The 22602-nt window shown below is 57.0% G+C and carries 19 protein-coding genes; 16 read left to right on the top strand and 3 right to left on the bottom strand.

The window, feature by feature from the left end; translation table 11 throughout:
* Positions 1–132: 132 nt before the first annotated feature.
* A complete protein-coding gene (locus ACCW71_RS13910) occupies positions 133–468 on the bottom strand; it encodes a DUF2002 family protein (protein ID WP_003850360.1) in 336 nt (111 codons plus the stop codon).
* A 153-nt stretch (positions 469–621) separates the two neighbouring features.
* Between ACCW71_RS13910 and ACCW71_RS13915 the strand changes: the two genes are divergently transcribed.
* The 12 genes from ACCW71_RS13915 to emrB all read left to right on the top strand — a co-directional run bounded on the left by ACCW71_RS13915 (position 622) and on the right by emrB (position 13935).
* On the top strand, positions 622–939 hold the full coding sequence (locus tag ACCW71_RS13915) for a DUF883 family protein (protein WP_279768678.1): 318 nt from the start codon (positions 622–624) through the stop codon (positions 937–939).
* Between the two features lie 301 nt (positions 940–1240).
* Positions 1241–1483 (top strand): glutaredoxin-like protein NrdH, encoded by a 243-nt coding sequence (nrdH, locus tag ACCW71_RS13920; RefSeq protein WP_436372259.1) that lies wholly within the window; start codon positions 1241–1243, stop codon positions 1481–1483.
* Between the two features lie 3 nt (positions 1484–1486).
* Positions 1487–1900, top strand: a complete 414-nt coding sequence (gene nrdI, locus ACCW71_RS13925; RefSeq protein ID WP_436372261.1) for a class Ib ribonucleoside-diphosphate reductase assembly flavoprotein NrdI — start codon at positions 1487–1489, stop codon at positions 1898–1900.
* Positions 1870–4008 carry a class 1b ribonucleoside-diphosphate reductase subunit alpha gene (gene nrdE, locus ACCW71_RS13930; RefSeq protein ID WP_436372263.1) on the top strand — a complete coding sequence of 713 codons (2139 nt, stop codon included), beginning with the start codon at positions 1870–1872 and terminating at the stop codon, positions 4006–4008. The genes nrdI and nrdE overlap by 31 nt, the downstream gene beginning before the upstream one ends.
* Positions 4009–4016: 8 nt before the next feature.
* The gene (gene nrdF / locus ACCW71_RS13935) at positions 4017–4976 is read left to right on the top strand and encodes a class 1b ribonucleoside-diphosphate reductase subunit beta (RefSeq protein WP_436372265.1); all 960 of its coding nucleotides are present in this window, start codon (positions 4017–4019) and stop codon (positions 4974–4976) included.
* 501 nt (positions 4977–5477) lie between these two features.
* Positions 5478–6674 carry a glycine betaine/L-proline ABC transporter ATP-binding protein ProV gene (gene proV, locus ACCW71_RS13940; protein ID WP_436372267.1) on the top strand — a complete coding sequence of 399 codons (1197 nt, stop codon included), beginning with the start codon at positions 5478–5480 and terminating at the stop codon, positions 6672–6674.
* On the top strand, positions 6671–7753 hold the full coding sequence (proW, locus tag ACCW71_RS13945) for a glycine betaine/L-proline ABC transporter permease ProW (protein WP_436372269.1): 1083 nt from the start codon (positions 6671–6673) through the stop codon (positions 7751–7753). Before proV ends, proW begins: the two co-directional genes overlap by 4 nt.
* 63 nt (positions 7754–7816) lie before the next feature.
* Positions 7817–8815 carry a glycine betaine/L-proline ABC transporter substrate-binding protein ProX gene (gene proX / locus ACCW71_RS13950; protein WP_436372271.1) on the top strand — a complete coding sequence of 333 codons (999 nt, stop codon included), beginning with the start codon at positions 7817–7819 and terminating at the stop codon, positions 8813–8815.
* Between the two features lie 219 nt (positions 8816–9034).
* Positions 9035–10222 carry an MFS transporter gene (locus ACCW71_RS13955; RefSeq protein ID WP_436372272.1) on the top strand — a complete coding sequence of 396 codons (1188 nt, stop codon included), beginning with the start codon at positions 9035–9037 and terminating at the stop codon, positions 10220–10222.
* A 300-nt stretch (positions 10223–10522) separates the two neighbouring features.
* Complete coding sequence (gene mprA, locus ACCW71_RS13960) at positions 10523–11053, top strand: transcriptional repressor MprA (protein WP_436372274.1); 531 nt, start codon at positions 10523–10525, stop codon at positions 11051–11053.
* Positions 11054–11204: 151 nt separating this feature from the next.
* Entirely contained in the window at positions 11205–12377 is a 1173-nt protein-coding gene (emrA, locus tag ACCW71_RS13965; RefSeq protein WP_436372275.1) for a multidrug efflux MFS transporter periplasmic adaptor subunit EmrA, read from the top strand.
* Positions 12378–12393: 16 nt separating this feature from the next.
* Positions 12394–13935 (top strand): multidrug efflux MFS transporter permease subunit EmrB, encoded by a 1542-nt coding sequence (emrB, locus tag ACCW71_RS13970; protein ID WP_436372277.1) that lies wholly within the window; start codon positions 12394–12396, stop codon positions 13933–13935.
* Between the two features lie 113 nt (positions 13936–14048).
* On the opposite strand, the gene ACCW71_RS13975 is transcribed toward emrB, so the two are convergent.
* Positions 14049–15233, bottom strand: a complete 1185-nt coding sequence (locus ACCW71_RS13975; RefSeq protein ID WP_436372279.1) for a tRNA/rRNA methyltransferase — start codon at positions 15231–15233, stop codon at positions 14049–14051.
* 159 nt (positions 15234–15392) lie between these two features.
* Here ACCW71_RS13975 and trxC point away from each other — a divergent pair, with 159 nt between their 5' ends.
* The 4 genes from trxC (at position 15393) to pssA (ending at position 20832) form a co-directional block, all read left to right on the top strand.
* Complete coding sequence (gene trxC, locus ACCW71_RS13980; RefSeq protein WP_436372280.1) at positions 15393–15812, top strand: thioredoxin TrxC; 420 nt, start codon at positions 15393–15395, stop codon at positions 15810–15812.
* An 82-nt stretch (positions 15813–15894) separates the two neighbouring features.
* Positions 15895–16572 carry a tRNA-uridine aminocarboxypropyltransferase gene (locus tag ACCW71_RS13985; RefSeq protein ID WP_436372282.1) on the top strand — a complete coding sequence of 226 codons (678 nt, stop codon included), beginning with the start codon at positions 15895–15897 and terminating at the stop codon, positions 16570–16572.
* Between the two features lie 129 nt (positions 16573–16701).
* Positions 16702–19359, top strand: a complete 2658-nt coding sequence (locus ACCW71_RS13990; RefSeq protein WP_436372284.1) for a bifunctional acetate--CoA ligase family protein/GNAT family N-acetyltransferase — start codon at positions 16702–16704, stop codon at positions 19357–19359.
* 117 nt (positions 19360–19476) lie between these two features.
* Entirely contained in the window at positions 19477–20832 is a 1356-nt protein-coding gene (pssA, locus tag ACCW71_RS13995; RefSeq protein ID WP_436372286.1) for a CDP-diacylglycerol--serine O-phosphatidyltransferase, read from the top strand.
* Positions 20833–21020: 188 nt separating this feature from the next.
* On the opposite strand, the gene ACCW71_RS14000 is transcribed toward pssA, so the two are convergent.
* A complete protein-coding gene (locus tag ACCW71_RS14000; protein ID WP_436372287.1) occupies positions 21021–22310 on the bottom strand; it encodes an MFS family transporter in 1290 nt (429 codons plus the stop codon).
* Positions 22311–22602: the final 292 nt, after the last annotated feature.

Raw genomic sequence — 22602 nt, forward strand, 5'->3', positions numbered from 1 at the left:
TTTTATCCGTATGGACGTCTAAACATCTATAGTGGAGAGTTTTATACGCGCCACAGCCGGTAATTGCAACGGTCAGAAGGTCTGGAGGGGGTCACAGCGGTTCAGTGCCCCGTCGCGGCGGGGCCTGATGCGTCAGCCAAAAACGCTTTGAATATAACGTTCCAGCGCCATGCGGGAACTGAATCCGTGCGGGATGCCGTAGTGTTCCTGTGAATCACCCGCCAGGTAGAGAGGGAATTGGGTGTAGTGATCGCAGGTCTTCATTTCAGAAGCCGGTTCCGCGAACGGCTGGCTCTTCTCTTTCAGTGTCGGGTGGATCACTAATGCCATGCGCCCCATGCGCGCTTCGCGATTCACATAGACATAGTTCTCTCCACGGCGATAACCATAAGCCCGTGGGGTAATCTCATCCACTTCAAAACCCGCTTTTTCCAGTACGCGCGCTACCTCATCTGGTCGTAAATACATGCTCGATCCTCTCCTCTTTCAAAAGCTTCGCAACCTTACAACAGCATGACAGAGTGGGCATTCGGAATTTTCCCTAAAGCCCCCTCCCGCGTCTCGTTTATCTCAAGGTCGTCTACACTAGTATTACGTTTTTAAATCAAAGGGAGCTAAAAAATGTTTAATCGCACTGTAAAAAACGATGACATTGATATTAATCAGGACGTTAACGAACTGGCCGATTCACTGGAAGCGCTGTTGAAATCTTATGGCAGTGACGCCAAAGACGAAGTGGATTCCGCCCGCAGCCAGGCTGAGAAGCTGCTGAAGCAGACCCGCTCTAAACTGAACGGCGGCAGCAACCGTGTTTCACAGGTTGCCCGTGATGCCGGTGCGCAGGTTGACACCTACGTGCACGATAAGCCATGGCACGGTGTTGGTATCGGTGCCGCTTTCGGTATCGTTGTAGGCGTGCTGCTGGCCTCACGCCGCTAAGCCCCGAAAAAAATCCTCAGAGCCCTGCCCCGTGCGGGGCTTTTTTTTTGTCCTTTTTCGGGTGCTGAAAATTTACAAAACAATTTTCCGTGGCGGAAAGCGCGTAAACACTGACTTTCTCCGGCCTGCGCCGGGACCAAGCGAAAAGCCCTATATCTGGTGGGCTTGACCCCCAAAACCACTACATCTAGTATTTATCTCATCAGCACCACACATGATGTCCAGCGCAATGAAGCCTGCAACCTGCTCCGCCTGCTTCGTTTCCAGGCATCAGAACCGCCTATAGAGGGAAATACGAATCATGCGCATTATTATTTACACTAAAGATAATTGTGTCCAGTGCACCGCCACTAAAAATGCGCTGGACCGCAAGGGTCTCGCCTATCAGCTGATTAATCTCGATGCTCAGCCGGAGGCGATCGACAACCTGAAATCCCTGGGTTATCGCCAGGTGCCGGTGGTGATGGCGGATGACGATCACTGGAGCGGTTTCCGCCCGGACAAGATCGCCACCCTGCGCCCGCTCACCGCCGTCGGGGGCTAAGCGATGTTCCCGCTAGTCTATTTTTCCAGCCAGTCGGAAAACACCCACCGGTTTGTGACGCGGCTGGGGCTGCCCGCCCGGCGCATACCGATCGATGCCCGTCAGCCGCTGTATATCGACCAGCCCTACATTCTGGTGGTGCCGAGCTATGGCGGCGGCGGCAGTCGCGGTGCGGTGCCCCGACAGGTGATTCAGTTTCTTAATGATGAGACCAACCGGCGCGGAATCCGGGGCGTGATCGCCGCGGGCAACCGTAATTTCGGTGAAGGCTACTGTCTGGCCGGCAGCATCATTGCAAAAAAATGTCAGGTTACCTGCCTCTACCGCTTTGAGCTGATGGGCACCCCTGACGATGTCGCGAAAGTAAAAGCGGGAGTAACCCAATTTTGGCAACAACAGATACCCTTAACGGCGTGACGCTCGACTATCACGCGCTCAACGCCATGCTCAACCTCTACGACGCAGAGGGTCGCATCCAGTTCGAAAAAGATCGCGAGGCGACGCGCCAGTTCTTTATCCAGCATGTGCAACCGCATACCGTGCCGTTTGCCAGTAACGCTGAGCGTCTGCGCTATCTGGTCGCCGAGGGCTACTACGACGCCGGGGTGCTGAATCAGTACAATTTCGATTTTCTGCTTGAGCTGCATGAAGTGGCGCAGAACCGGGGATTTGAGTTCAAAACCTTCCTCGGCGCCTGGAAGTACTACACCAGCTACACCCTGAAAACCTTTGATGGCAAACGCTATCTGGAGACCTTTGAGCAGCGCGCCTGTATGGTGGCGCTGACCCTGGCCCAGGGCGATGAACCGCTGGCGCGGGCGCTGCTGGAGGAGATCCTCAGCGGACGCTTCCAGCCCGCCACCCCTACCTTCCTCAACTGCGGTAAACAGCAGCGCGGTGAGCTGGTCTCCTGCTTCCTGTTACGCATTGAAGACAATATGGAGTCGATTGGTCGCGCCGTGAACTCTGCGCTCCAGCTCTCCAAACGCGGCGGCGGCGTGGCGTTTTTACTGTCAAACCTGCGTGAGTCGGGTGCGCCAATCAAACGTATCGAAAACCAGTCGTCGGGCGTGATCCCGGTGATGAAGATGCTGGAAGATGCCTTCTCCTATGCCAACCAGCTCGGTGCGCGTCAGGGGGCGGGAGCGGTCTGGCTCAACGCGCATCATCCCGATATTCTGCGTTTTCTCGACACCAAACGTGAAAACGCGGATGAGAAGATCCGTATCAAGACGCTGTCGCTGGGCGTGGTGATCCCCGATATTACCTTCCAGCTGGCGAAAGAGAATCAGCCAATGGCGCTGTTCTCGCCCTATGACGTTGAACGCATCTATGGCCAGGCCTTCGGCGATATTAGCATCAGCGAAAAGTATGAGGAGATGCTGGCGGATGAGCGCATCCGTAAAAGCTATATTCAGCCGCGCGACTTTTTCCAGACGCTGGCCGAAATCCAGTTTGAGTCGGGCTACCCCTACATCATGTATGAGGACAGCGTAAACCGCAGTAATCCGATTGCCGGTCGCATCAACATGAGCAACCTCTGCTCAGAGATTTTGCAGGTGAACAGCGCCAGCCACTACTTTGACGATCTCAGCTATCGTCACGTCGGCAAAGATATTTCCTGTAACCTCGGCTCGCTGAATATTGCCCACGCCATGGACTCTGGCGATCTGGCGCGCACCGTGGAGATGGCGGTGCGCGCTCTGACGGCGGTGTCATTGATGAGTGAGATCAGCTCGGTGCCCTCGGTGGCCGAAGGCAACCGTCGCTCACACGCGATTGGCCTGGGCCAGATGAATCTGCACGGCTACCTGGCGCGGGAAGGCATCGCCTACGGTTCAGCGGAAGCACTCGATTTCACCAATCTCTACTTTTATTGCATCACCTACTATGCGCTGCGCACCTCTAATCAGCTGGCGCAGGAGCGGCAGCAGTGCTTCGACGGCTTTGCGAACTCCCACTACGCCAGCGGGGTTTACTTCGATAAATATCTCCAGCGCGAGTGGCAGCCGCGCACCGAACGGATAGCGAAGCTGTTTGCCGACGCGGGCCTGACGCTGCCGACCCAGGCGGACTGGCGGGCGCTGCGGGACGCGGTGATGCAGCATGGCTTGTTTAATCAGAACCTCCAGGCGATCCCGCCGACCGGCTCGATCTCTTATATCAACCATGCGACTTCCAGCATTCACCCGATCGTCTCCCCTATTGAGATCCGTAAAGAGGGCAAAACCGGGCGCGTCTACTATCCCGCGCCGTTTATGACCAATGAGAATCTCCATCTCTATCGGGATGCCTACCAGATTGGGCCGGAAGCGATTATTGATACCTACGCCGAAGCCACGCAGCACGTCGATCAGGGCCTGTCGCTGACGCTGTTTTTCCGCGATGACGTCACCACCCGTGACATCAACAAAGCGCAGATTTATGCGTGGAAAAAAGGGATCAAAACGCTCTATTACATTCGTCTGCGCCAGATGGCGCTTCAGGGAACCGAGGTTCAGGGCTGCGTCTCCTGCGCCCTGTGATGAAAACTATGCAACTAAAACAGATTCAGGCCATTAACTGGAACCGCATTCAGGATGAGAAAGATCTGGAGGTGTGGAACCGTCTGACCAGCAACTTCTGGCTGCCGGAGAAAGTGCCGCTCTCCAACGATCTGCCCGCCTGGCAGACGCTGGATAAACAGCAGCAGCAGCTCACCATCCGGGTCTTTACCGGCCTGACGCTGCTCGACACCATCCAGAACGTGATCGGCGCGCCGGGACTGATGGAGGATGCCATCACGCCGCATGAAGAGGCGGTGCTGTCGAATATCAGCTTTATGGAGGCGGTGCATGCCCGCTCTTACAGCTCCATCTTCTCTACCCTGTGTAACAGCCAGGATGTGGATGCCGCCTATCAGTGGAGCGAAGAGAACGCGCCGCTGCAAAATAAGGCGCGCATCATTCTGGCGCACTACCGCGCCGATGATCCGCTGAAGAAGAAGATCGCCAGCGTCTTCCTGGAGTCGTTCCTGTTCTACTCCGGCTTCTGGCTGCCGATGTACTGGTCGAGCCGGGGCAAGCTGACCAACACCGCCGATCTGATTCGCCTGATCATCCGCGATGAGGCGGTGCACGGCTACTACATCGGCTACAAGTATCAGCAGGCGCTGGCGGCGGCTGACGATCGGCGTCGCGACGAGTTACAGCAGTTCGCTTACGATCTGCTGCTGGCGCTGTATGAAAACGAAGTGGCCTATACCGAAGCGCTCTATGCCGATGTCGGCTGGGTGGAAGAGGTAAAAACCTTTCTGCACTACAACGCCAACAAGGCGCTGATGAATCTGGGCTATGAGGCGCTGTTCCCGGCGGAGCTGACAGCGGTCAATCCGGCGATTCTGTCGGCTCTGTCGCCCAACGCCGACGAAAATCACGACTTCTTCTCTGGTTCCGGCTCCTCCTACGTGATGGGTAAAGCGGTGGAAACGGAAGACGAAGACTGGAACTTCTGATCCCAGGCGGGCGCTGCGATGCAGCGCCCGCCCTTCTCCATTTATCCCCGTCTGACGCGCCTGCTCTGCCGCCACACTCCGCCAGTTGCCCTCCAGACTGAACAGCCGGAAGCGGTTAATTAACGGCGTTTCTGATCAGTTCTAATCTCGCGCTTGCAGCGACGATAATTAACCAGAAAACAGTACTGACGCAGACGATTATTTTACGCCATCACGCGCGCTTATTTCGTCGTTATTTGCCGCTGCTGACTCCCATTTTTTCGGCTTCAGCAGGGCAAAGCTGGTGAAATAGCCCTAATTTCTGCTTGCGATCAGAAAAAATTAATCTGCGCTCATCCCTTGTGCGCCTTGACGATAAACCGCCTCAGCAGACCGGCAGCCGCGCGAATATCCGCCTTCAGGGTTGTCAGACATTCTCAGTGTGCTACGGTATGGCCTGATTAAATTTCAGCAGAACAGGCAGATAGACAGACAATATTTCAACCAGGATTACATCACTGCATGGCAATAAAACTCGAAGTAAAAAACCTCTATAAAATATTTGGGGATAACCCCGAGCGCGCATTTAAATATATTGAACAGGGCGCGGATAAAAATCAGATCCTTGAGAAGACCGGCCTCTCTGTTGGGGTCAAAAACGCCAGTCTGGCCATTGAAGAAGGCGAGATATTCGTCATCATGGGGTTATCCGGTTCCGGGAAATCGACCATGGTTCGCCTTCTCAATCGTCTGATAGAGCCGACACGCGGCCAGGTGATCCTTGACGGTGTCGATATTGCAAAAATATCTGACAGCGAGCTGCGTGACGTCCGCAGAAATAAAATCAGCATGGTATTCCAGTCATTTGCTTTGATGCCGCACATGAATGTCCTTAATAATACGGCGTTCGGCATGGAATTAGCCGGAATTGCCGTGGCAGAGCGACAGGAAAAAGCCCTTGAGGCGTTACGTCAGGTCGGACTGGAGAATTATGCCCACGCCTACCCGGATGAACTTTCCGGCGGTATGCGTCAGCGCGTCGGATTAGCGCGTGCCCTGGCGATTAATCCCGATATTTTATTAATGGATGAAGCCTTCTCGGCACTTGACCCGCTGATTCGTACCGAAATGCAGGATGAGCTGGTCAATTTACAGGCCCGGCATCAGCGCACCATCGTCTTTATTTCCCACGATCTGGATGAAGCGATGCGAATTGGCGATCGCATTGCCATTATGCAGGGCGGCGAAGTGGTACAGGTGGGTACACCGGATGAGATCCTGAATAATCCGGCCAATGACTATGTGCGTACCTTCTTCCGCGGCGTGGATATTAGTCACGTTTTCAGCGCCAAAGATATTGCCCGCCGCAGCGCCGGTGCGCTAATCCGCAAGGCGGCCGGTTTCGGCCCGCGCTCCGCCATTAAGCTGCTCCAGGATGAAGATCGCGATTACGGCTACGTGCTGGAAAAGCAGAAGTTCATCGGCGTGGTCTCCACCGACTCCCTGAAAGCGGCGCTGGCAGCGGGCGAAGGTCTCGACAGCGCCCTGCTCGACGCACCGGCTGCCGTTCCCGCCGGGACCTCACTCAGCGATTTGCTCTCTCACGTCGCCCAGGCGCCCTGTGCGGTGCCGGTGGTCAGTGAAGAAAATCACTATGTCGGTGTCATTTCCAAAAGCACGCTTTTGCGCGCGTTAGATCGTGAAGGAGTCCAGTCATGAGTCAGGAAACCAGCAATCCGTGGGATAGCGCCGCCGCCAGTCAGCCCGCGCCCACCAGCAGCGGCGGGGCTGATGCCTGGGGCTCGCCAGATGGCAGCGCGACCCCGGATGCGTCCGGCAGTGACTGGCTTAACAGCGCCCCTGCGCCTGCGCCAGAACATTTCACTATCATGGACCCGTTTCATAAAACCTGGATCCCGCTCGATCACTGGGTAACCACCGGCATCGACTGGGTAGTCAACCACTTCCGTCCGCTGTTCCAGGGGATCCGGGTGCCGGTCGACTATATTCTCAGCGCCTTCCAGCAGCTGCTGCTGGGGATGCCTGCGCCGGTGGCGATTCTGGTGTTTGCGCTGATCGCCTGGCAGATCGCCACCCCCGCCATGGGCATCGCCACGCTGGTGTCGCTGATCGTGATTGGTGCGATTGGTGCCTGGTCGCAGGCGATGATTACGCTGGCGCTGGTGCTGACCGCGCTGATGTTCTGCATCCTTATCGGTCTGCCGCTGGGGATCTGGCTGGCACGCAGCGAACGGGCAGCGCGTATCGTGCGGCCGCTGCTTGATGCGATGCAGACCACGCCCGCCTTTGTCTATCTGGTGCCGATTGTGATGCTGTTTGGTATCGGGAATGTGCCAGGGGTGGTGGTGACAATTATCTTCGCCCTGCCGCCGATTGTACGCCTGACGATCCTCGGCATTAAGCAGGTGCCCGCCGATCTGATTGAAGCGAGCGAATCTTTTGGTGCCAGCCCGCGTCAGCTGCTGTTTAAAGTGCAGTTGCCGCTGGCGATGCCCACCATTATGGCGGGTGTCAATCAGACGCTGATGCTGGCGCTGTCGATGGTGGTGATCGCCTCAATGATCGCCGTGGGCGGGCTCGGTCAGATGGTGCTGCGCGGTATCGGTCGTCTCGATATGGGGCTGGCGACGGTAGGCGGCGTGGGGATTGTGATCCTCGCCATTATCCTTGACCGCCTGACCCAATCGTTTGGACGCGACAGCCGCAGCCGCGGTAATCGTCACTGGTATCACACCGGTCCACTGGGCCTGATCTTCTCCCCTTCCCGTAAAAAATAATCCTCCGGGCGGTGCCGTTGCACCGCCCGCTGCTGACACAACATCTGAAAATAAGGAATAACTATGCCTATCAGAGCCCCTCTGCTTGCCGCCGCGTTAACGACGCTGGCCGTTTCACACGTCTCCGCCGCCGATCTGCCCGGCAAAGGCATTAGCGTACAACCGGTTCAGAGCACTATCGCTGAAGAGACCTTCCAGACGCTGATTGTCAGCCGGGCGCTGGAAAAGCTCGGCTATCAGGTCAATAAGCCGAGTGAAGTCGATTACAACGTCGGCTACACCTCTATCGCCTCCGGTGACGCAACCTTTACCGCAGTGAACTGGCAGCCTCTGCATGACGACATGTATAAAGCCGCGGGCGGCGATCAAAAATTCTACCGTGAGGGAACCTACGTGACCGGGGCCGCTCAGGGCTATCTGATCGATAAAAAGACGGCTGAGAAGTATCACATCACCAATATTGCACAGCTAAAAGATCCGAAGATCGCCCGCCTGTTTGACGCCAACGGCGATGGGAAAGCGGATATGACCGGCTGCACGCCAGGCTGGGGCTGTGAGGCGGTGATTAATCATCAGAACAGCGCCTTTGGTCTCAGCGATACCGTTACCGCCAACATGGGTAACTACTCCGCGATGGTGGCGGATACGCTGGCCCGCTACAAACAGGGTAAACCAATTCTTTATTACACCTGGACGCCCTACTGGCTGAGCGATGTGCTGAAGCCAGGTCGCGATGTGGTCTGGCTTCAGGTGCCCTTCTCTTCGCTGCCAGGCGAGCAGAAAGAGGTTGATACGAAGCTGGCCAATGGCGCGAACTACGGCTTCCCGGTTAACACCATGCACATCGTCGCCAACAAAGCCTGGGCTGAGAAAAACCCGGCGGCGGCCCGCCTGTTTGCGGTGATGAAACTGCCGATTACTGACATCAATGCTGAAAACTCAGCGATGCACGCCGGGCAGAACTCGGAAGAGGCGATTAACCGTCACGTGGATGGCTGGATTAAGGCGCATCAGGCTGAATTTGATAAATGGGTGAGCGAGGCGCAGGCCGCGGCGAAGTAGCTGCGTTATCACGGGCTGTCTGCTTACAGACGGCCGCCCACACGCAATGCGATGGGCGCAGCCTGAACCCGCTCGTGACTATCCCACCCTGGGCGGAGCTCTTCCGCCCTTTTTTATGGCTGCTCGCCCGACTGGTATGGCCTGTCAATAAACATGCGTCTGAAATAGTTTTTTGAGTTATTATTAACTCCTTATGATTATTAGCGACCGATGCGGTTTATGAATGCGATTCGTCAGGGTCTGACGCCGATGTTAGTGGTGCTGATGTCGGTAGCGACCGGCCTCTGCGTTGCCAGTAACTACTACGTTCAGCCACTGCTCAACACCATTGCCCACCAGTTCAATCTCTCCGTGAGTCTTGCCGGGTTTATCGTCACCACGGCGCAGCTCGGTTACGCCTGCGGCCTGCTGCTGCTGGTGCCGCTGGGCGACCGTTTTGAGCGGCGCAGCCTGATTGTCACCATGATGCTGCTGGCTGCGGCGGGCATGATCATTATCGCGCTGTCGCACTCTTTTCTCTTTTTACTGCTGGGTACGGTGATGACCGGCCTTTTCTCGGTCGCCGCCCAGATAGTGGTGCCACTGGCGGCCACGCTGGCAGAGCCGGAGCGGCGCGGTAAAATCGTGGGGACGGTGATGAGCGGTCTGCTGCTCGGCATTCTGCTGGCACGCACCGCGGCGGGTGGCATTGCGCAGCTTGGCGGCTGGCGGAGCGTTTACTGGACCGCCAGCCTGCTGATGGTGGCGATGGCGCTGGCCCTGTGGCTGACGCTGCCGCGCGTCAGGCAGTCTCTGCCGATGAACTATCCGCAGCTGCTGGCCTCGATCTTCCGCCTCTATGCCAGCAATCGGGTGATCCGCACCCGCGCCTGGACCGGCTGCCTCTCCTTTGCCAATTTCAGCCTGCTCTGGACCTCCATGGCTTTTCTGCTCTCGGGGTCGCCTTACCACTTCTCTGAAGGGAAGATTGGCTTGCTGGGGCTGATCGGGGCCGCAGGCGCACTGGCCGCCCGTCAGGCGGGCGCGCTGGCGGATAAAGGCAAAGCGAAGCTGACCACCCGCTGGGGCCTGCTGATTATGCTGCTCTCCTGGGGCGCTATCGCCTGGGGTGCCGGGCAGCTGATTGCACTGATTGTCGGCATCCTGCTGCTGGATCTGGCGGTACAGGCGGTGCACATCACCAATCAGAGCGTGATCTACGCCCAGCACCCGGAGGCGCGTAATCGCCTGACCGCCGGTTACATGACCAGCTACTTTATCGGCGGCGCAGCCGGATCGCTGCTCTCGGCGACGGCTTACCATCTTGCGGGCTGGTATGGCGTCTGTGGGGTTGGGGTGCTGCTGACGCTGCTTAATCTGCTGATCTGGATGTACGGATCACGTTTTGAACCGGAAAAAATCCACTGAAGCCCGGCCAGACCGCAGATGAGTCTGGTCACAAATGGTTAGGTTTGTTATGGTTAGCTGCAAACCTATTCACTTCAGTTATTTTTCCTCGCGAAATTATTAAATTTGCCCTCTTTCGACGACTCCCGGCACTGCGGCTGCGGCCGGGTGTAGGGTTTTTTAACCCAGGGCCAGGGAAATGGCCTGGAATACCTTTGATGGTGCAGTATGGGCCCGTCAGCGATCACCTGCCAAAAAGTGACTACGCTTAGCCTGTCACCATAGTTATTATACAAGTTGCAATTAGTGAGGTTTTTTTTAATGGAAAGTTCGTTTACTCCCATTGAGCAGATGCTAAACATCCGTGCCAATCGCCATAAGGATTTTCCGTTACAGGAAATCATTCTGACGCGTCTCTGTATGCATATGCAGGGTAAACTGCTGGACAATCGCAATAAGATGCTGAAAGCACAGGGCATTAACGAAACACTGTTCATGGCATTAATCACGCTGGATGCGCAGGAAAACCACAGCATTCAGCCCTCAGAGCTGAGTTCTGCACTCGGTTCCTCGCGTACCAACGCCACCCGTATTGCAGATGAGCTGGAGAAGCGCGGCTGGATTGAGCGCCGTGAAAGCGACCACGATCGTCGCTGTCTGCATCTGCACCTGACCGAAAAAGGCATGGAGTTTTTGCGTCAGTTGCTGCCACCTCAGCATCAGAGCCTGCAATATCTCTGGTCCTCGCTATCGGTTGAGGAGAAGTCACAGCTGGAAGGCATCACCCGTAAGTTGCTCAACCGTCTTGATAAAATGGATGAAGACCAGCTGATCGCCTCGCTGTCCCGCTAATAGCAATAAGTGCGACACAATCACCTGTCGAAATCGTTATTTTGATTTTCTTTTTTTATCTGGCCAGCGCTCAGTCGCTGGCTTTTTCGACTCGGGCGCTGGCGGAAAGGGATGACTGCAACCCGACTAAATGGAAAACGTGGAGAAAGACATGAGTGCAACGGCAGAAGCACAGAGACCGCAACCATCAGCCAACAAAAAGAAGAAGCGCAAAGGTGTGCTCATCGTGCTGTTGCTGATCTTTGTGCTGATTGGTATTGCCTGGGGCGTTTACTGGTTCCTGGTGCTGCGCCATTTTCAGGAAACCGATGACGCTTACGTGGCGGGTAATCAGGTGCAGGTGATGGCGCAGGTTTCCGGTAGCGTCAATAAAGTCTGGTTTGAAGACACCGATTACGTCAAAAAGGGCGATGTGCTGGTTTCACTGGATAAAACCGATGCTGAGCAGGCGTTTGAAAAAGCGAAAACCGCTCTGGCTACCAGCGTGCGTCAGACCCACCAGCTGATGATTAACGGCAAACAGTATCAGGCCAGCATCGCTCTGCAACAGACCGCACTGGCGCAGGCGCAGGCTGACCTGAAGCGTCGTGAGCCGCTGGCGGCCTCTAACCTGATTGGTCGGGAAGAGTTGCAGCACGCCCGTGATGCCGTGGCGACCGCCAAAGCCCAGCTGGACGTGGCCGAACAGCAATATAATGCGAATCAGGCGATGATCCTCAACACCTCGCTGGAAAACCAGCCGGCAGTGCAGCAGAGCGCCGCTGAGCTGCGTGACGCCTGGCTCGCCCTACAACGTACTGAGATCCGCAGCCCGATGGATGGCTTCATCTCCCGTCGCAGTGTCCAGGTTGGTTCACAAATCACCCCGAGCACGCCGCTGCTGGCCGTGGTGCCCGCCACCAACCTGTGGGTCGACGCGAACTTTAAAGAGACCCAGCTGGCAGGTGTACGTATCGGTCAGTCCGCCACCGTGGTCGCGGATATTTACGGCGATGATGTGGTCTATCACGGCAAAGTCGTGGGACTCGATATGGGTACCGGCAGCGCTTTCTCGCTGCTGCCAGCACAGAACGCCACCGGTAACTGGATCAAAGTGGTTCAGCGTCTGCCGGTGCGTATCGAACTCAATCAGGAAGATATTGCGAAGCATCCGTTACGCATTGGCCTGTCGACGCTGGTGAAAATTGATACCACCCGCAAAGAGGGCAGCACGCTGGCCACCAGCGTACGGCAGCAGGCCGCTTACAGCAGCAACGCCCTGGTGATTGACCTCGCGCCGGTCAATCAGCTGATCACCGAAATCGTCCGCGCCAACGCCGGATGAGGACGCGGAGGCTGTAATGGCACAACAACCGCTTAAAGGGATGCCGCTGGTCTTAATGACCATTGCGCTGTCGCTGGCCACGTTTATGCAGGTGCTCGACTCGACCATCGCAAACGTGGCGATCCCGACTATCGCCGGGAACCTCGGTGCCTCTAACTCCCAGGGCACCTGGGTGATTACGTCGTTTGGCGTCGCCAACGCCATCTCGATCCCGATTACCGGCTGGCTGGCAAAACGCATTGGCGAAGTAAAGTTATTTACCTGGGCCACCGTGCTGTTTGCCATCGCCTCCTGGGCATGCGGCATGTCTGAAAGTCTGGAAATGCTGATCTTCTTCCGCGTGTTGCAGGGGATCGTCGCCGGTCCGCTGATTCCGCTGTCGCAGAGTCTGCTGCTGAGCAACTACCCTCCCGCCAAACGCAGTATCGCCCTGTCACTCTGGGCGATGACGGTGATTGTGGCACCGATCTGCGGCCCGATTCTGGGCGGCTGGATCAGTGATAACTATCACTGGGGCTGGATCTTCTTCATCAACGTGCCGATTGGCGCGGTGGTGGTGATGCTGACGCTCCAGACGCTGCGTGGCCGCGAGACCCGAACCGAAATCCGCCCGATCGATATGGTCGGGCTGGTGCTGCTGGTGGTGGGGATCGGCTGTTTGCAGGTGATGCTGGATCGCGGTAAAGAGCTGGACTGGTTCAGCTCCACCGAGATTATCGTGCTGGCGGTGGTTGCCGTGATTGCGCTGGCGGTGCTGCTGGTCTGGGAGCTGACCGACGACAACCCGATAGTCGACCTGTCGCTGTTTAAGTCGCGAAACTTCACCATCGGCTGTTTATCGATCAGCCTGGCCTATATGCTCTACTTCGGCTCGATAGTGCTGCTGCCGCAGCTGCTCCAGGAGGTGTATGGCTACACCGCGACCTGGGCCGGGCTGGCCTCCGCGCCGGTGGGGATTCTGCCGGTGATCCTGTCGCCGATCATCGGGCGCTTCGCGCATAAACTCGATATGCGGCGACTGGTGACATTCAGCTTCATTATGTACGCCGTCTGCTTCTACTGGCGCGCTTACACCTTTGAACCGGGAATGGATTTTGGTGCCTCAGCCTGGCCGCAGTTCATTCAGGGTTTTGCCGTGGCCTGCTTCTTTATGCCGCTGACCACCATTACCCTGTCGGGTCTGCCACCGGAGCGGCTGGCGGCGGCCTCCAGCCTCTCTAACTTTGTGCGTACGCTGGCTGGGTCGATCGGCACCTCGATCACCACCACCATGTGGACCAATCGCGAGTCGATGCATCATAGCTATCTGACCGAGTCGATTACCCCGTACAACGTGAACTCGCAGCAGATGTACAGCCAGCTGGAAAGCATGGGGATGACGCAGCAGCAGGCGTCAGCCTGGATCGCGCAGCAGATCACCAACCAGGGACTGATTATTTCAGCGAATGAGATTTTCTGGGCCTCGGCGGGGGTGTTTTTAATCCTGCTGGTGCTGATCTGGTTCGCCCGTCCGCCTTTTGGCGCAGGCGGCGGTGGCGGTGGCGGCGGAGCGCACTAAAGTGACACAGCAAAACGGGCCTTTCGGCCCGTTTTTTATCCCGCTGAACAGCAAAGTGAAGGAAGCAGCGCGTTATCACCTCCATAAAAAACGGGCCTTGCGGCCCGTTTTTTTTATGCGTTCTGACGCCACCATTCGGCAAGCAGTACGCCGGTCGCCACTGAAACGTTAAGGCTTTCCACGTTGCCGGTGCCGCCAATCGACAGGCTCATATCACCCTGTTTAAACGCCGTGTCAGAGAGACCTTCACGCTCCTGGCCTAGCACCAGCACCATTTTCTCCGGCAGCTGAGCCTGCGCCAGCGGCGTGCCCTGATGGCTGGAGGTGGTGACGATGGTGTAACCCGCTTTACGGAACGCTTCCAGACCTTCACTGAAGGTTGCGCCGCTGATCGCCTGCACATGCTCGGCACCACCCTCTGCGGTACGTACCGCGGCACCCGACTCCAGCAGGGAAGCGTCGTTCACCAGCAGACCTTTTACGCCAAAGTGCGCGCAGCTGCGCATAATCGCGCCGAGGTTGTGTGGGTTGCTGACATCTTCCAGCGCCAGCACGCAATCTTTGGTATTGGCCTGGCTCAGCCATTCAGCAACCGCCATCCCCATGCGCTTTTTGATCAGGAAGCAGACGCCGCCGTGATGCTCAGTGCCGGAGGCTTTGGTGATCTCCGCATCTTCCACCACATGGTAGGCTTTGCGGTTAGCAGCCAGCCAGCGCAGCGCGTCACGGAAACGCGGTGTGACTTCCTGCACGAACCAGGCGCGCACAATCGCTTCAGGACGGCTCTGGAACAGTGCCTGACAGGCGTTCTCGCCATAGACGCGGGTTTCTTCGTTACGCTGACGACGGATCTGCTCGGGATCGACGAAACTCTTGCCGCTGATACCGCCGTGATCGGGCTTATCGCTCTCAGGCGATGCTGCACGATCGGCTGATGGCGCGCGTGATACGGTGCGCCACGGGGAGTCGCTGCTGCCATAGGCGCCGCGGCTATCATCGCCACGATCGTTGCGGCGACCTGCGCCTTCATCTGAACGGCGTGGTGCGCCACGTCCGCCTTCGTCACGACGTGGTGAACTGCTGCGACCCGCGTCGTCGCTACGGCGACCGGCAGAGCGTCCGCCCTCCTGATTACGTTCAGTGCGGGGGCCAGAAGAACGACGATTATCATCCTGGCGGGCAGCAGCGTAACCACCTTTGCCTGTACGAGGGTTAGGCGATCGGGCGCTTTTATCGTCCTCGCCACGCACGTACATCACCTTAACCTTACCGCTTTTGCCTTTAAACTCGTCGTTCATATCTTCCTCCTGCATTGAGAGCGCGCAGATTACCTGATGTGCTGGCGCTTAGCTATCAACTATTGAACCTATAGAGCGATCCAGATTGAGAGCTGATCGGCCCCCTTTCATAATGGCCACTATTTACCAGACTGACACTTCCTAACATCAGAGGTTCCTATGAATACGGTATGCGCTTCCTGTCAGGCAACCAATCGCGTTCCTGAAGAACGCCTTGCCGAAGCGGCGAAATGCGGTCGCTGTGGAAATGATTTGTTTGATGGCGAAGTGGTTAACGCCACCGCCGCCACGTTAGACAAATATCTACAGGACGATCTGCCGGTGGTGATCGACTTCTGGGCACCCTGGTGTGGCCCGTGCGTCAACTTCGCGCCAGTGTTTAAAGATGTCGCCAGCGAACGTCGCGGTAAAGTGCGCTTTATTAAGGTCAACACAGAAGCAGAACCGGCGCTGAGTGCGCGCTTCCGCATTCGCAGCATTCCGACCATCATGCTGTTTAAGAATGGCGACCGGGTCGACATGCTGAACGGCGCGATGCCTAAAGCGCCTTTCAATGAATGGCTGGATGAGTCCCTCTAACCGCAAAAAGGTCAGCCTGGCTGGCCTTTTCCTTTTCCCCTGCGCTTCGATTACACTGACCTTTTTCCTGCCCTGAATACTCATGTCTGAAAATGCTGTTTTGCGCTTGCGCACCCAACGCCTTGCCCGCGCTACCCGCCCTTTCCTTGCGCGCGGGAATCGTGTCGTTCGCTGTCAGGGCTGTCTGCTGCCTGAGAGAAACTGCCTGTGCAGCCAGATTGTGCCGCACGCCGCCCGCAGCCGCTTCTGCCTGGTGATGTTTGATACCGAGCCGATGAAGCCCAGCAACACTGGCCGGCTGATTGCCGATATTCTGCCGGAGACCCAGGCCTTTGGCTGGTCCCGCACCGAACCGGATCCGCTGCTGCTGGCGGCGGTGCGCAACCCCGACTATCAGCCGCTGGTGGTCTTTCCCGCATCTTATGCCGATCCGGGCCGGGAGGTGCTGACCGTGCCCCCGCGCAGCGGCAAGCCGCCGCTGTTTATTATGCTGGACGGGACCTGGACCGAAGCGCGTAAGATGTTCCGCAAAAGTCCCTGGCTCGACGCTCTGCCGGTAATGTCGCTCTCGGTCAGCACCCCTTCGCGCTATACGCTGCGAGAAGCCCACGGCGAAGGACAACACTGTACGGCGGAAGTGGCGGCGGCCCTGCTGGAACAGGCTGGCGATCGGCTGGCCGCCCAGGCGCTGTCCCACCATTTTGAGCAGTTCCGCGCCGCCTATCTGGCTGGCAAACCGCACCACGCCGGGCAGCCTTGAACACGCTCCGCCGCTAACCGGGCCAATCGGCCACGCCTGCGATGTGAATGTTCAGGCTGCGATCTGCCCGGAAGCGCTGGCGGTCAAAAGCGTTTACAATCACGCAAATCCCGATCTCTGGAGGGCGAGATGAGCCAACGCGGACTGGAAGCGCTGTTACGACCCAAATCGATTGCGGTAATTGGTGCCTCGGTCACACCGGGGCGTGCCGGATATTTTATGATGCGTAACCTGCTGGCTGGCGGCTTTAGCGGCCCGGTGTTGCCGGTGACGCCAAAATATAAGGCGGTCAGCGGCGTGCTGGCCTGGCCCACTATTGAAAGCCTGCCTTTCGCGCCAGACCTGGCGGTGATCTGCACCCACTCAAAGCGCAACCTCGCGCTGCTGCAACAGCTCGGCGAGAAAGGCTGCAAGGCCTGCATCATCCTCTCCGCGCCAGCCAGCCAGTCGGCCGAACTTAAGGCGTGCGCCAGCCAGTGGCAGATCCGCCTGCTGGGGCCGAATAGTCTGGGGCTGCTGGCTCCCTGGCAGGGATTAAACGCCAGCTTCTCGCCAGTCCCGATCGAGAAAGGGCGTATCGCGTTTATTTCCCAGTCCGCCGCGGTTTCCAATACCATCCTCGACTGGGCGCAGCAGCGCAGTCTGGGATTCTCCTGGTTTATCGCGCTGGGTGACAGTCTGGATACCGACGTCGATGACCTGCTCGACTTCCTGGCGCGCGACGGCAAAACCAGCGCTATTCTGCTCTATCTCGAACATCTCAGTGACGCGCGGCGTTTTGTTTCCGCCTCGCGCAGCGCCTCCCGCAACAAACCCATCCTGGTGATCAAGAGCGGTCGCAGCCGCGAAGCGCAGGCGCTGCTGGGAACCCACAGCGGGCTGGACGCCGCCTGGGATGCCGCTATCCAGCGCGCCGGACTGTTGCGGGTGCAGGACACCCACGAGCTGTTCTCCGCCGTGGAGTCGCTGAGCCACATGCGGCCGCTGCGGGGCGATCGGCTGATGATTATCAGCAACGGTGCCGCGCCTGCCGCCCTTGCGCTGGATGAACTCTATGCCCGCAACGGCAAGCTGGCTCAGCTCAGCGATGAGACGCGCCAGCAGCTGGAGGCGCTGTTGCCCGCCGGTGCTGGTCGGGGCAATCCGCTGGATTTAAAAGATGACGCCACCGCGCAACGCTATGCCGCCTGTGTGGAGATCCTGCTCAACAGTCATGAACTCGACGCGCTGATGATTATTCATGCACCCAGTGCGGTCGCGCCTGCAACGGAAACCGCTACCCATCTGATAGAGACGATTGCCCGTCATCCACGTGGCAAACTGGTGACCTTACTGACTAACTGGAGCGGTGAGTTCTCTTCTCAGGCTGCACGTCGCGCCTTTACCCAGGCGGGGATCCCGACCTGGCGTACCCCGGAAGGCACCGTGACCGCGTTTATGCATCAGGTTGAATACCGGCGTAACCAGAAGCAGCTGCGTGAAACGCCCGCCCTGCCCGCCACGCTGACTCAGGACACAACCCATGCTCACCGGCTGCTGTCGCAGGCGCTGGATCGCGGCATTACCGCTCTGGATACCCACGAGGTGCAGCCGGTGCTCCAGGCATATGGGCTGGCAACGCTGCCGACCTGGATTGCCAGCGACAGCGCGGCGGCGGTGGCGATAGCTGACCAGATTGGCTATCCGGTGGCGCTGAAGCTGCGCTCGCCCGATATACCCCATAAATCGGAAGTTCAGGGGGTAATGCTCTACCTGCGTAATGCCAGCGAAGTGGAGCATGCCGCCGAGGCGATTTTTGATCGCGTAAAGCAGACGCTACCGCAGGCACGCATCGAAGGTTTGCTGGTGCAGAGCATGGCCAGCCGTGCCGGTGCGCAGGAGCTGCGGGTGGTGGTGGAACAGGATGCGCTGTTTGGCCCGATTATCATGCTCGGTGAAGGCGGCGTCGAGTGGCAGGCTGATAAACAGGCTGCCGTGGCGCTGCCCCCGCTGAATATGACCCTGGCGCGCTATCTGGTGATTCAGGCGATCAAGAGCGGAAAAATTCGCAGCCGCAGCGCCCTTAATCCGCTGGATATTGCGGGGCTGAGTCAGCTGCTGGTCCAGGTCTCAAACCTGGTGGTGGATTGCCCGGAGATCCAGCGGCTGGATATTCATCCGCTGCTGGCGGCGGGTAATGACTTTACCCTGCTGGACGTCACCCTGACGCTGGCTCCGTTCACTGGCGATAACGAAGCGCGGCTGGCGATCCGCCCCTACCCGCAGCATCTGGAAGAGCAGGTGCAGCTGAAAGATGGCCAGCTCTGCTTATTCCGTCCGATTCTGCCTGAAGATGAGCCGCTGCTGCGCGACTTTATCAGTCAGGTGACCAAAGAAGATCTCTACTACCGCTACTTCAGCGAGATCAATGAGTTTACCCATGAGGATCTCGCCAATATGACCCAGATCGATTACGACCGCGAGATGGCTATAGTGGCGGTGCGCCAGCAGCAGGGGCGTGCGGAAATTATCGGCGTCACCCGTGCCATTTCGGATGCGGACAACATGGACGCGGAGTTTTCCGTGCTGGTGCGTTCCGATCTCAAAGGGCTGGGCATGGGGCGACGGTTGCTGGAGAAGATGATCCGCTACACCCGGCATCATGGCTTGCAACAATTGAATGGTATCACTATGCCCCATAATCGCGGCATGATTACCCTGGCGCGGAAACTCAATTTTCATGTTGATATTCAACTGGATGACGGTATCGTCAGTCTGAAATTGCCGCTACAGGATGAGATCAACTAACCTTGTAGAGAAAGGTAAAAAACGTCCGAATCGACAGAGTTGATGTTATTATTTATGGTTATAACCCTGATTTGATGGCAAAAGGCCATGCAATGAACAGAGAAGAAGTGCACTGTGATGTTGTCTAAATTCAAACGTAACAAACACCAACAACACCTCGCACAGCTGCCGAAACTGTCACAATCCGTTGCGGATGTGTCGACTCTTTACTCGCCGGCCGAATTTCGCCAGACGCTGCTGGAGAAGATTGCGGCCGCGCAGAGTCGCATCTGTATTGTTGCGCTCTATCTGGAAAACGATGACGCAGGCCGGGCGGTTATGGATGCGCTCTATGCCGCAAAGCAGGCGCGTCCTGAGCTGGATATTTCGATTCTGGTGGACTGGCATCGGGCGCAGCGTGGCCGGATTGGTGCCGCACGCGGCGTGACCAATGCGGACTGGTATTGTGAAATGGCGACCCGGCATCCCGACATTGCCATCCCGGTCTACGGCATTCCGGTTAATACGCGCGAAGCGCTGGGCGTGCTGCATCTGAAAGGCTTTATTATTGATGATACGCTGCTCTACAGCGGCGCCAGCATCAATGATGTCTACCTGCATCAGCATGATAAGTATCGCTATGACCGCTATCAGCTTATCCGTAATCCTCAGCTGACTGATACCATGTATGCATGGATTAACCTCAATCTGAAATCAGCGGAAGCGGTGAACCGGCTCGATTCGGCTGAGCGTCCTTCCAGCCCGGAGATTAAGAACGAAACGCGCCAGTTTCGTCAGGATCTGCGCGGCTTTAATTATCAGTTCGAGGGCAACGCGGGCAATGAAGAGCTGGCCGTCACGCCGCTGGTGGGACTGGGTAAGCATAGCCTGCTGAACAAAACCATCTTTCATCTGATGCCCTGTGCGGAACAGAAACTGACCATCTGTACCCCCTACTTCAACCTGCCCGCCCTGCTGGTACGTAATATTATTCATCTGCTGCGTCAGGGCCGCCAGGTTGAGATCATCGTCGGTGATAAGACCGCTAACGATTTCTACATAGCGCCCGATCAGCCTTTCAAGATTATCGGCGCGCTGCCCTATCTGTATGAAATAAATCTGCGTCGCTTCCTGAGCCGGCTGCAATATTACGTCAATAACCAACAGCTGGTGGTGCGGTTATGGAAGGATGTCGATAACAGTTATCACCTTAAAGGAATGTGGGTGGATGATGAGTGGCAGCTGATCACCGGCAATAACCTCAACCCACGCGCCTGGCGGCTCGATCTTGAGAATGCGGTGTTAATTCACGATCCGCTTCATCAGCTAACCGACCAGCGTGATAAAGAGCTGACCTTAATCCGCCAGCATACAACCGTGGTGAACCATTTCCGCGAGCTTGAGAGCATTGCTGACTACCCGGCTAAAGTACGGAAACTGATACGTCGTCTGCGCCGGATACGTATTGATCGACTAATCAGCCGTATCCTTTAACCGTTGCCGCTGAGGCACGGGCGGCAGGCAGTGAAGATGAGCAGCGCCAGATTCATACGCTGGCGTGCTGTTTTGGTTGAGTGACGGTGCGGCTAAACAGCGAGAAAGAGCCGCCCGCATAGCTGAAAAGTTTTGCCTGGCATGCCGCCGGTGCAGCCAGCGGCATCGCCTTAGGGAACCTCACCGCGTTAAAGTGCTATTCCCTTCCCGCGCTTGTGCAGTAACAACGACACCAGAAACGCTACCGCCCCCATAGCGGAGACATACCAGAAGAAAGTGGTTTCAATCCCCTGCTGTTTCATCAGCAACGCCACATATTCCGCCGACCCACCAAAGATCGCATTCGCCACCGCATAGGAGAGCCCGACGCCCAGCGCACGAACCTGGGGAGGAAACATTTCGGCTTTAAGAATGCCACTGATGGCGGTATAGAAGCTGGTAATCAGCAGCGCCAGCATGATTAACAGGAAAGCGACACCCGGGCTCTGCACATTTTGCAGCAGGGTGAGGATCGGTACGGTACAGATCGCCGCGCCCGCGCCAAAAATCATCATTGAGGTGCGGCGTCCGATTTTATCTGACAGCGCACCAACAATCGGCTGAATCAGCATAAAGACCAGCAGTGCCCCGGTCATCAGACCGCTGGCCGTTTTGGGATCCATGCCTGAGGTGTTAACCAGATACTTCTGCATATAGGTGGTAAAGGTATAGAAGCTCAGGGAGCCACCGGCGGTGAAGCCCAGCACCATCAGGAACGGTCGGGTATGATTGCGCAGCAAGCCAATTACGCTGCCGGCATCGCGATGCTCGCGGCTGGTTTTATCAGAAGTCTCTTCCAGAGAGCGACGCAACCAGAGAGCGACTACCGCGAGCAGCGCGCCGAGGAAGAACGGAATACGCCATCCCCAGCTGCGCAGCTCTGCATCTGTCAGCAGAAATTGCAGCACGACCACGGTCAGTACCGCCGCTAACTGTCCACCAATCAGCGTGACATACTGGAATGAGGCGTAGAATCCTTTACGTCCTTCCAGCGCCACTTCACTCATGTAGGTCGCACTGGTGCCATACTCGCCGCCTACGGACAATCCCTGGAACATACGCGCCAGCAAAAGAATGACGGGCGCCGCCACGCCGATCGTGGCGTAACCGGGCAGACAGGCAATCACCAGCGAGCCGAAGCACATCATGCAGACCGAAACCAGCATCGAATTTTTTCGGCCATGCTTGTCGCCAATATAGCCGAACAGCCAGCCGCCAATCGGACGCATTAAAAATCCGGCGGCAAAGACACCCGCCGTCTGTAATAACTGGGTCGTGGTATCGCCTTGTGGAAAAAAGATATGTGCGAAGTAGAGCGAGAAGAAGGAGTAGACGTAGAAGTCAAACCACTCGACCAGGTTACCCGATGACGCGCCGACGATGGCCCAGATACGTTTCTTTGTATCATCCGTCTGAGTTTTATTATTTGTGGGTGTCATGCCTTACCTCTGTTCCTTGCTGATCAACAGCGTTTAAAGGAGTGAGTAAAGCATTTAAGTCTACTGAAGGTAAAGACGGGGTAATCCGAGATTATTATTGTGAGCTGTGTCGCTAATTATTGGAAAATCAGCGGGTTGAAGAATGTTTAACGCGGCTGCACCGTTTAGCTGATGGTAACGTTTCAGCACCCGATTGCCGCCCGAAATCTCAAATAGCAGACGTAAAAAAGCCCCGCACTCGCGTGCGGGGCTTCTTCACTTATACAATGCCTGGCAGTTCCCTACTCTCGCA

The sequence above is a fragment of the Pantoea sp. C2G6 genome, assembly GCF_051336815.1.
Lineage (GTDB): Bacteria > Pseudomonadota > Gammaproteobacteria > Enterobacterales > Enterobacteriaceae > Pantoea.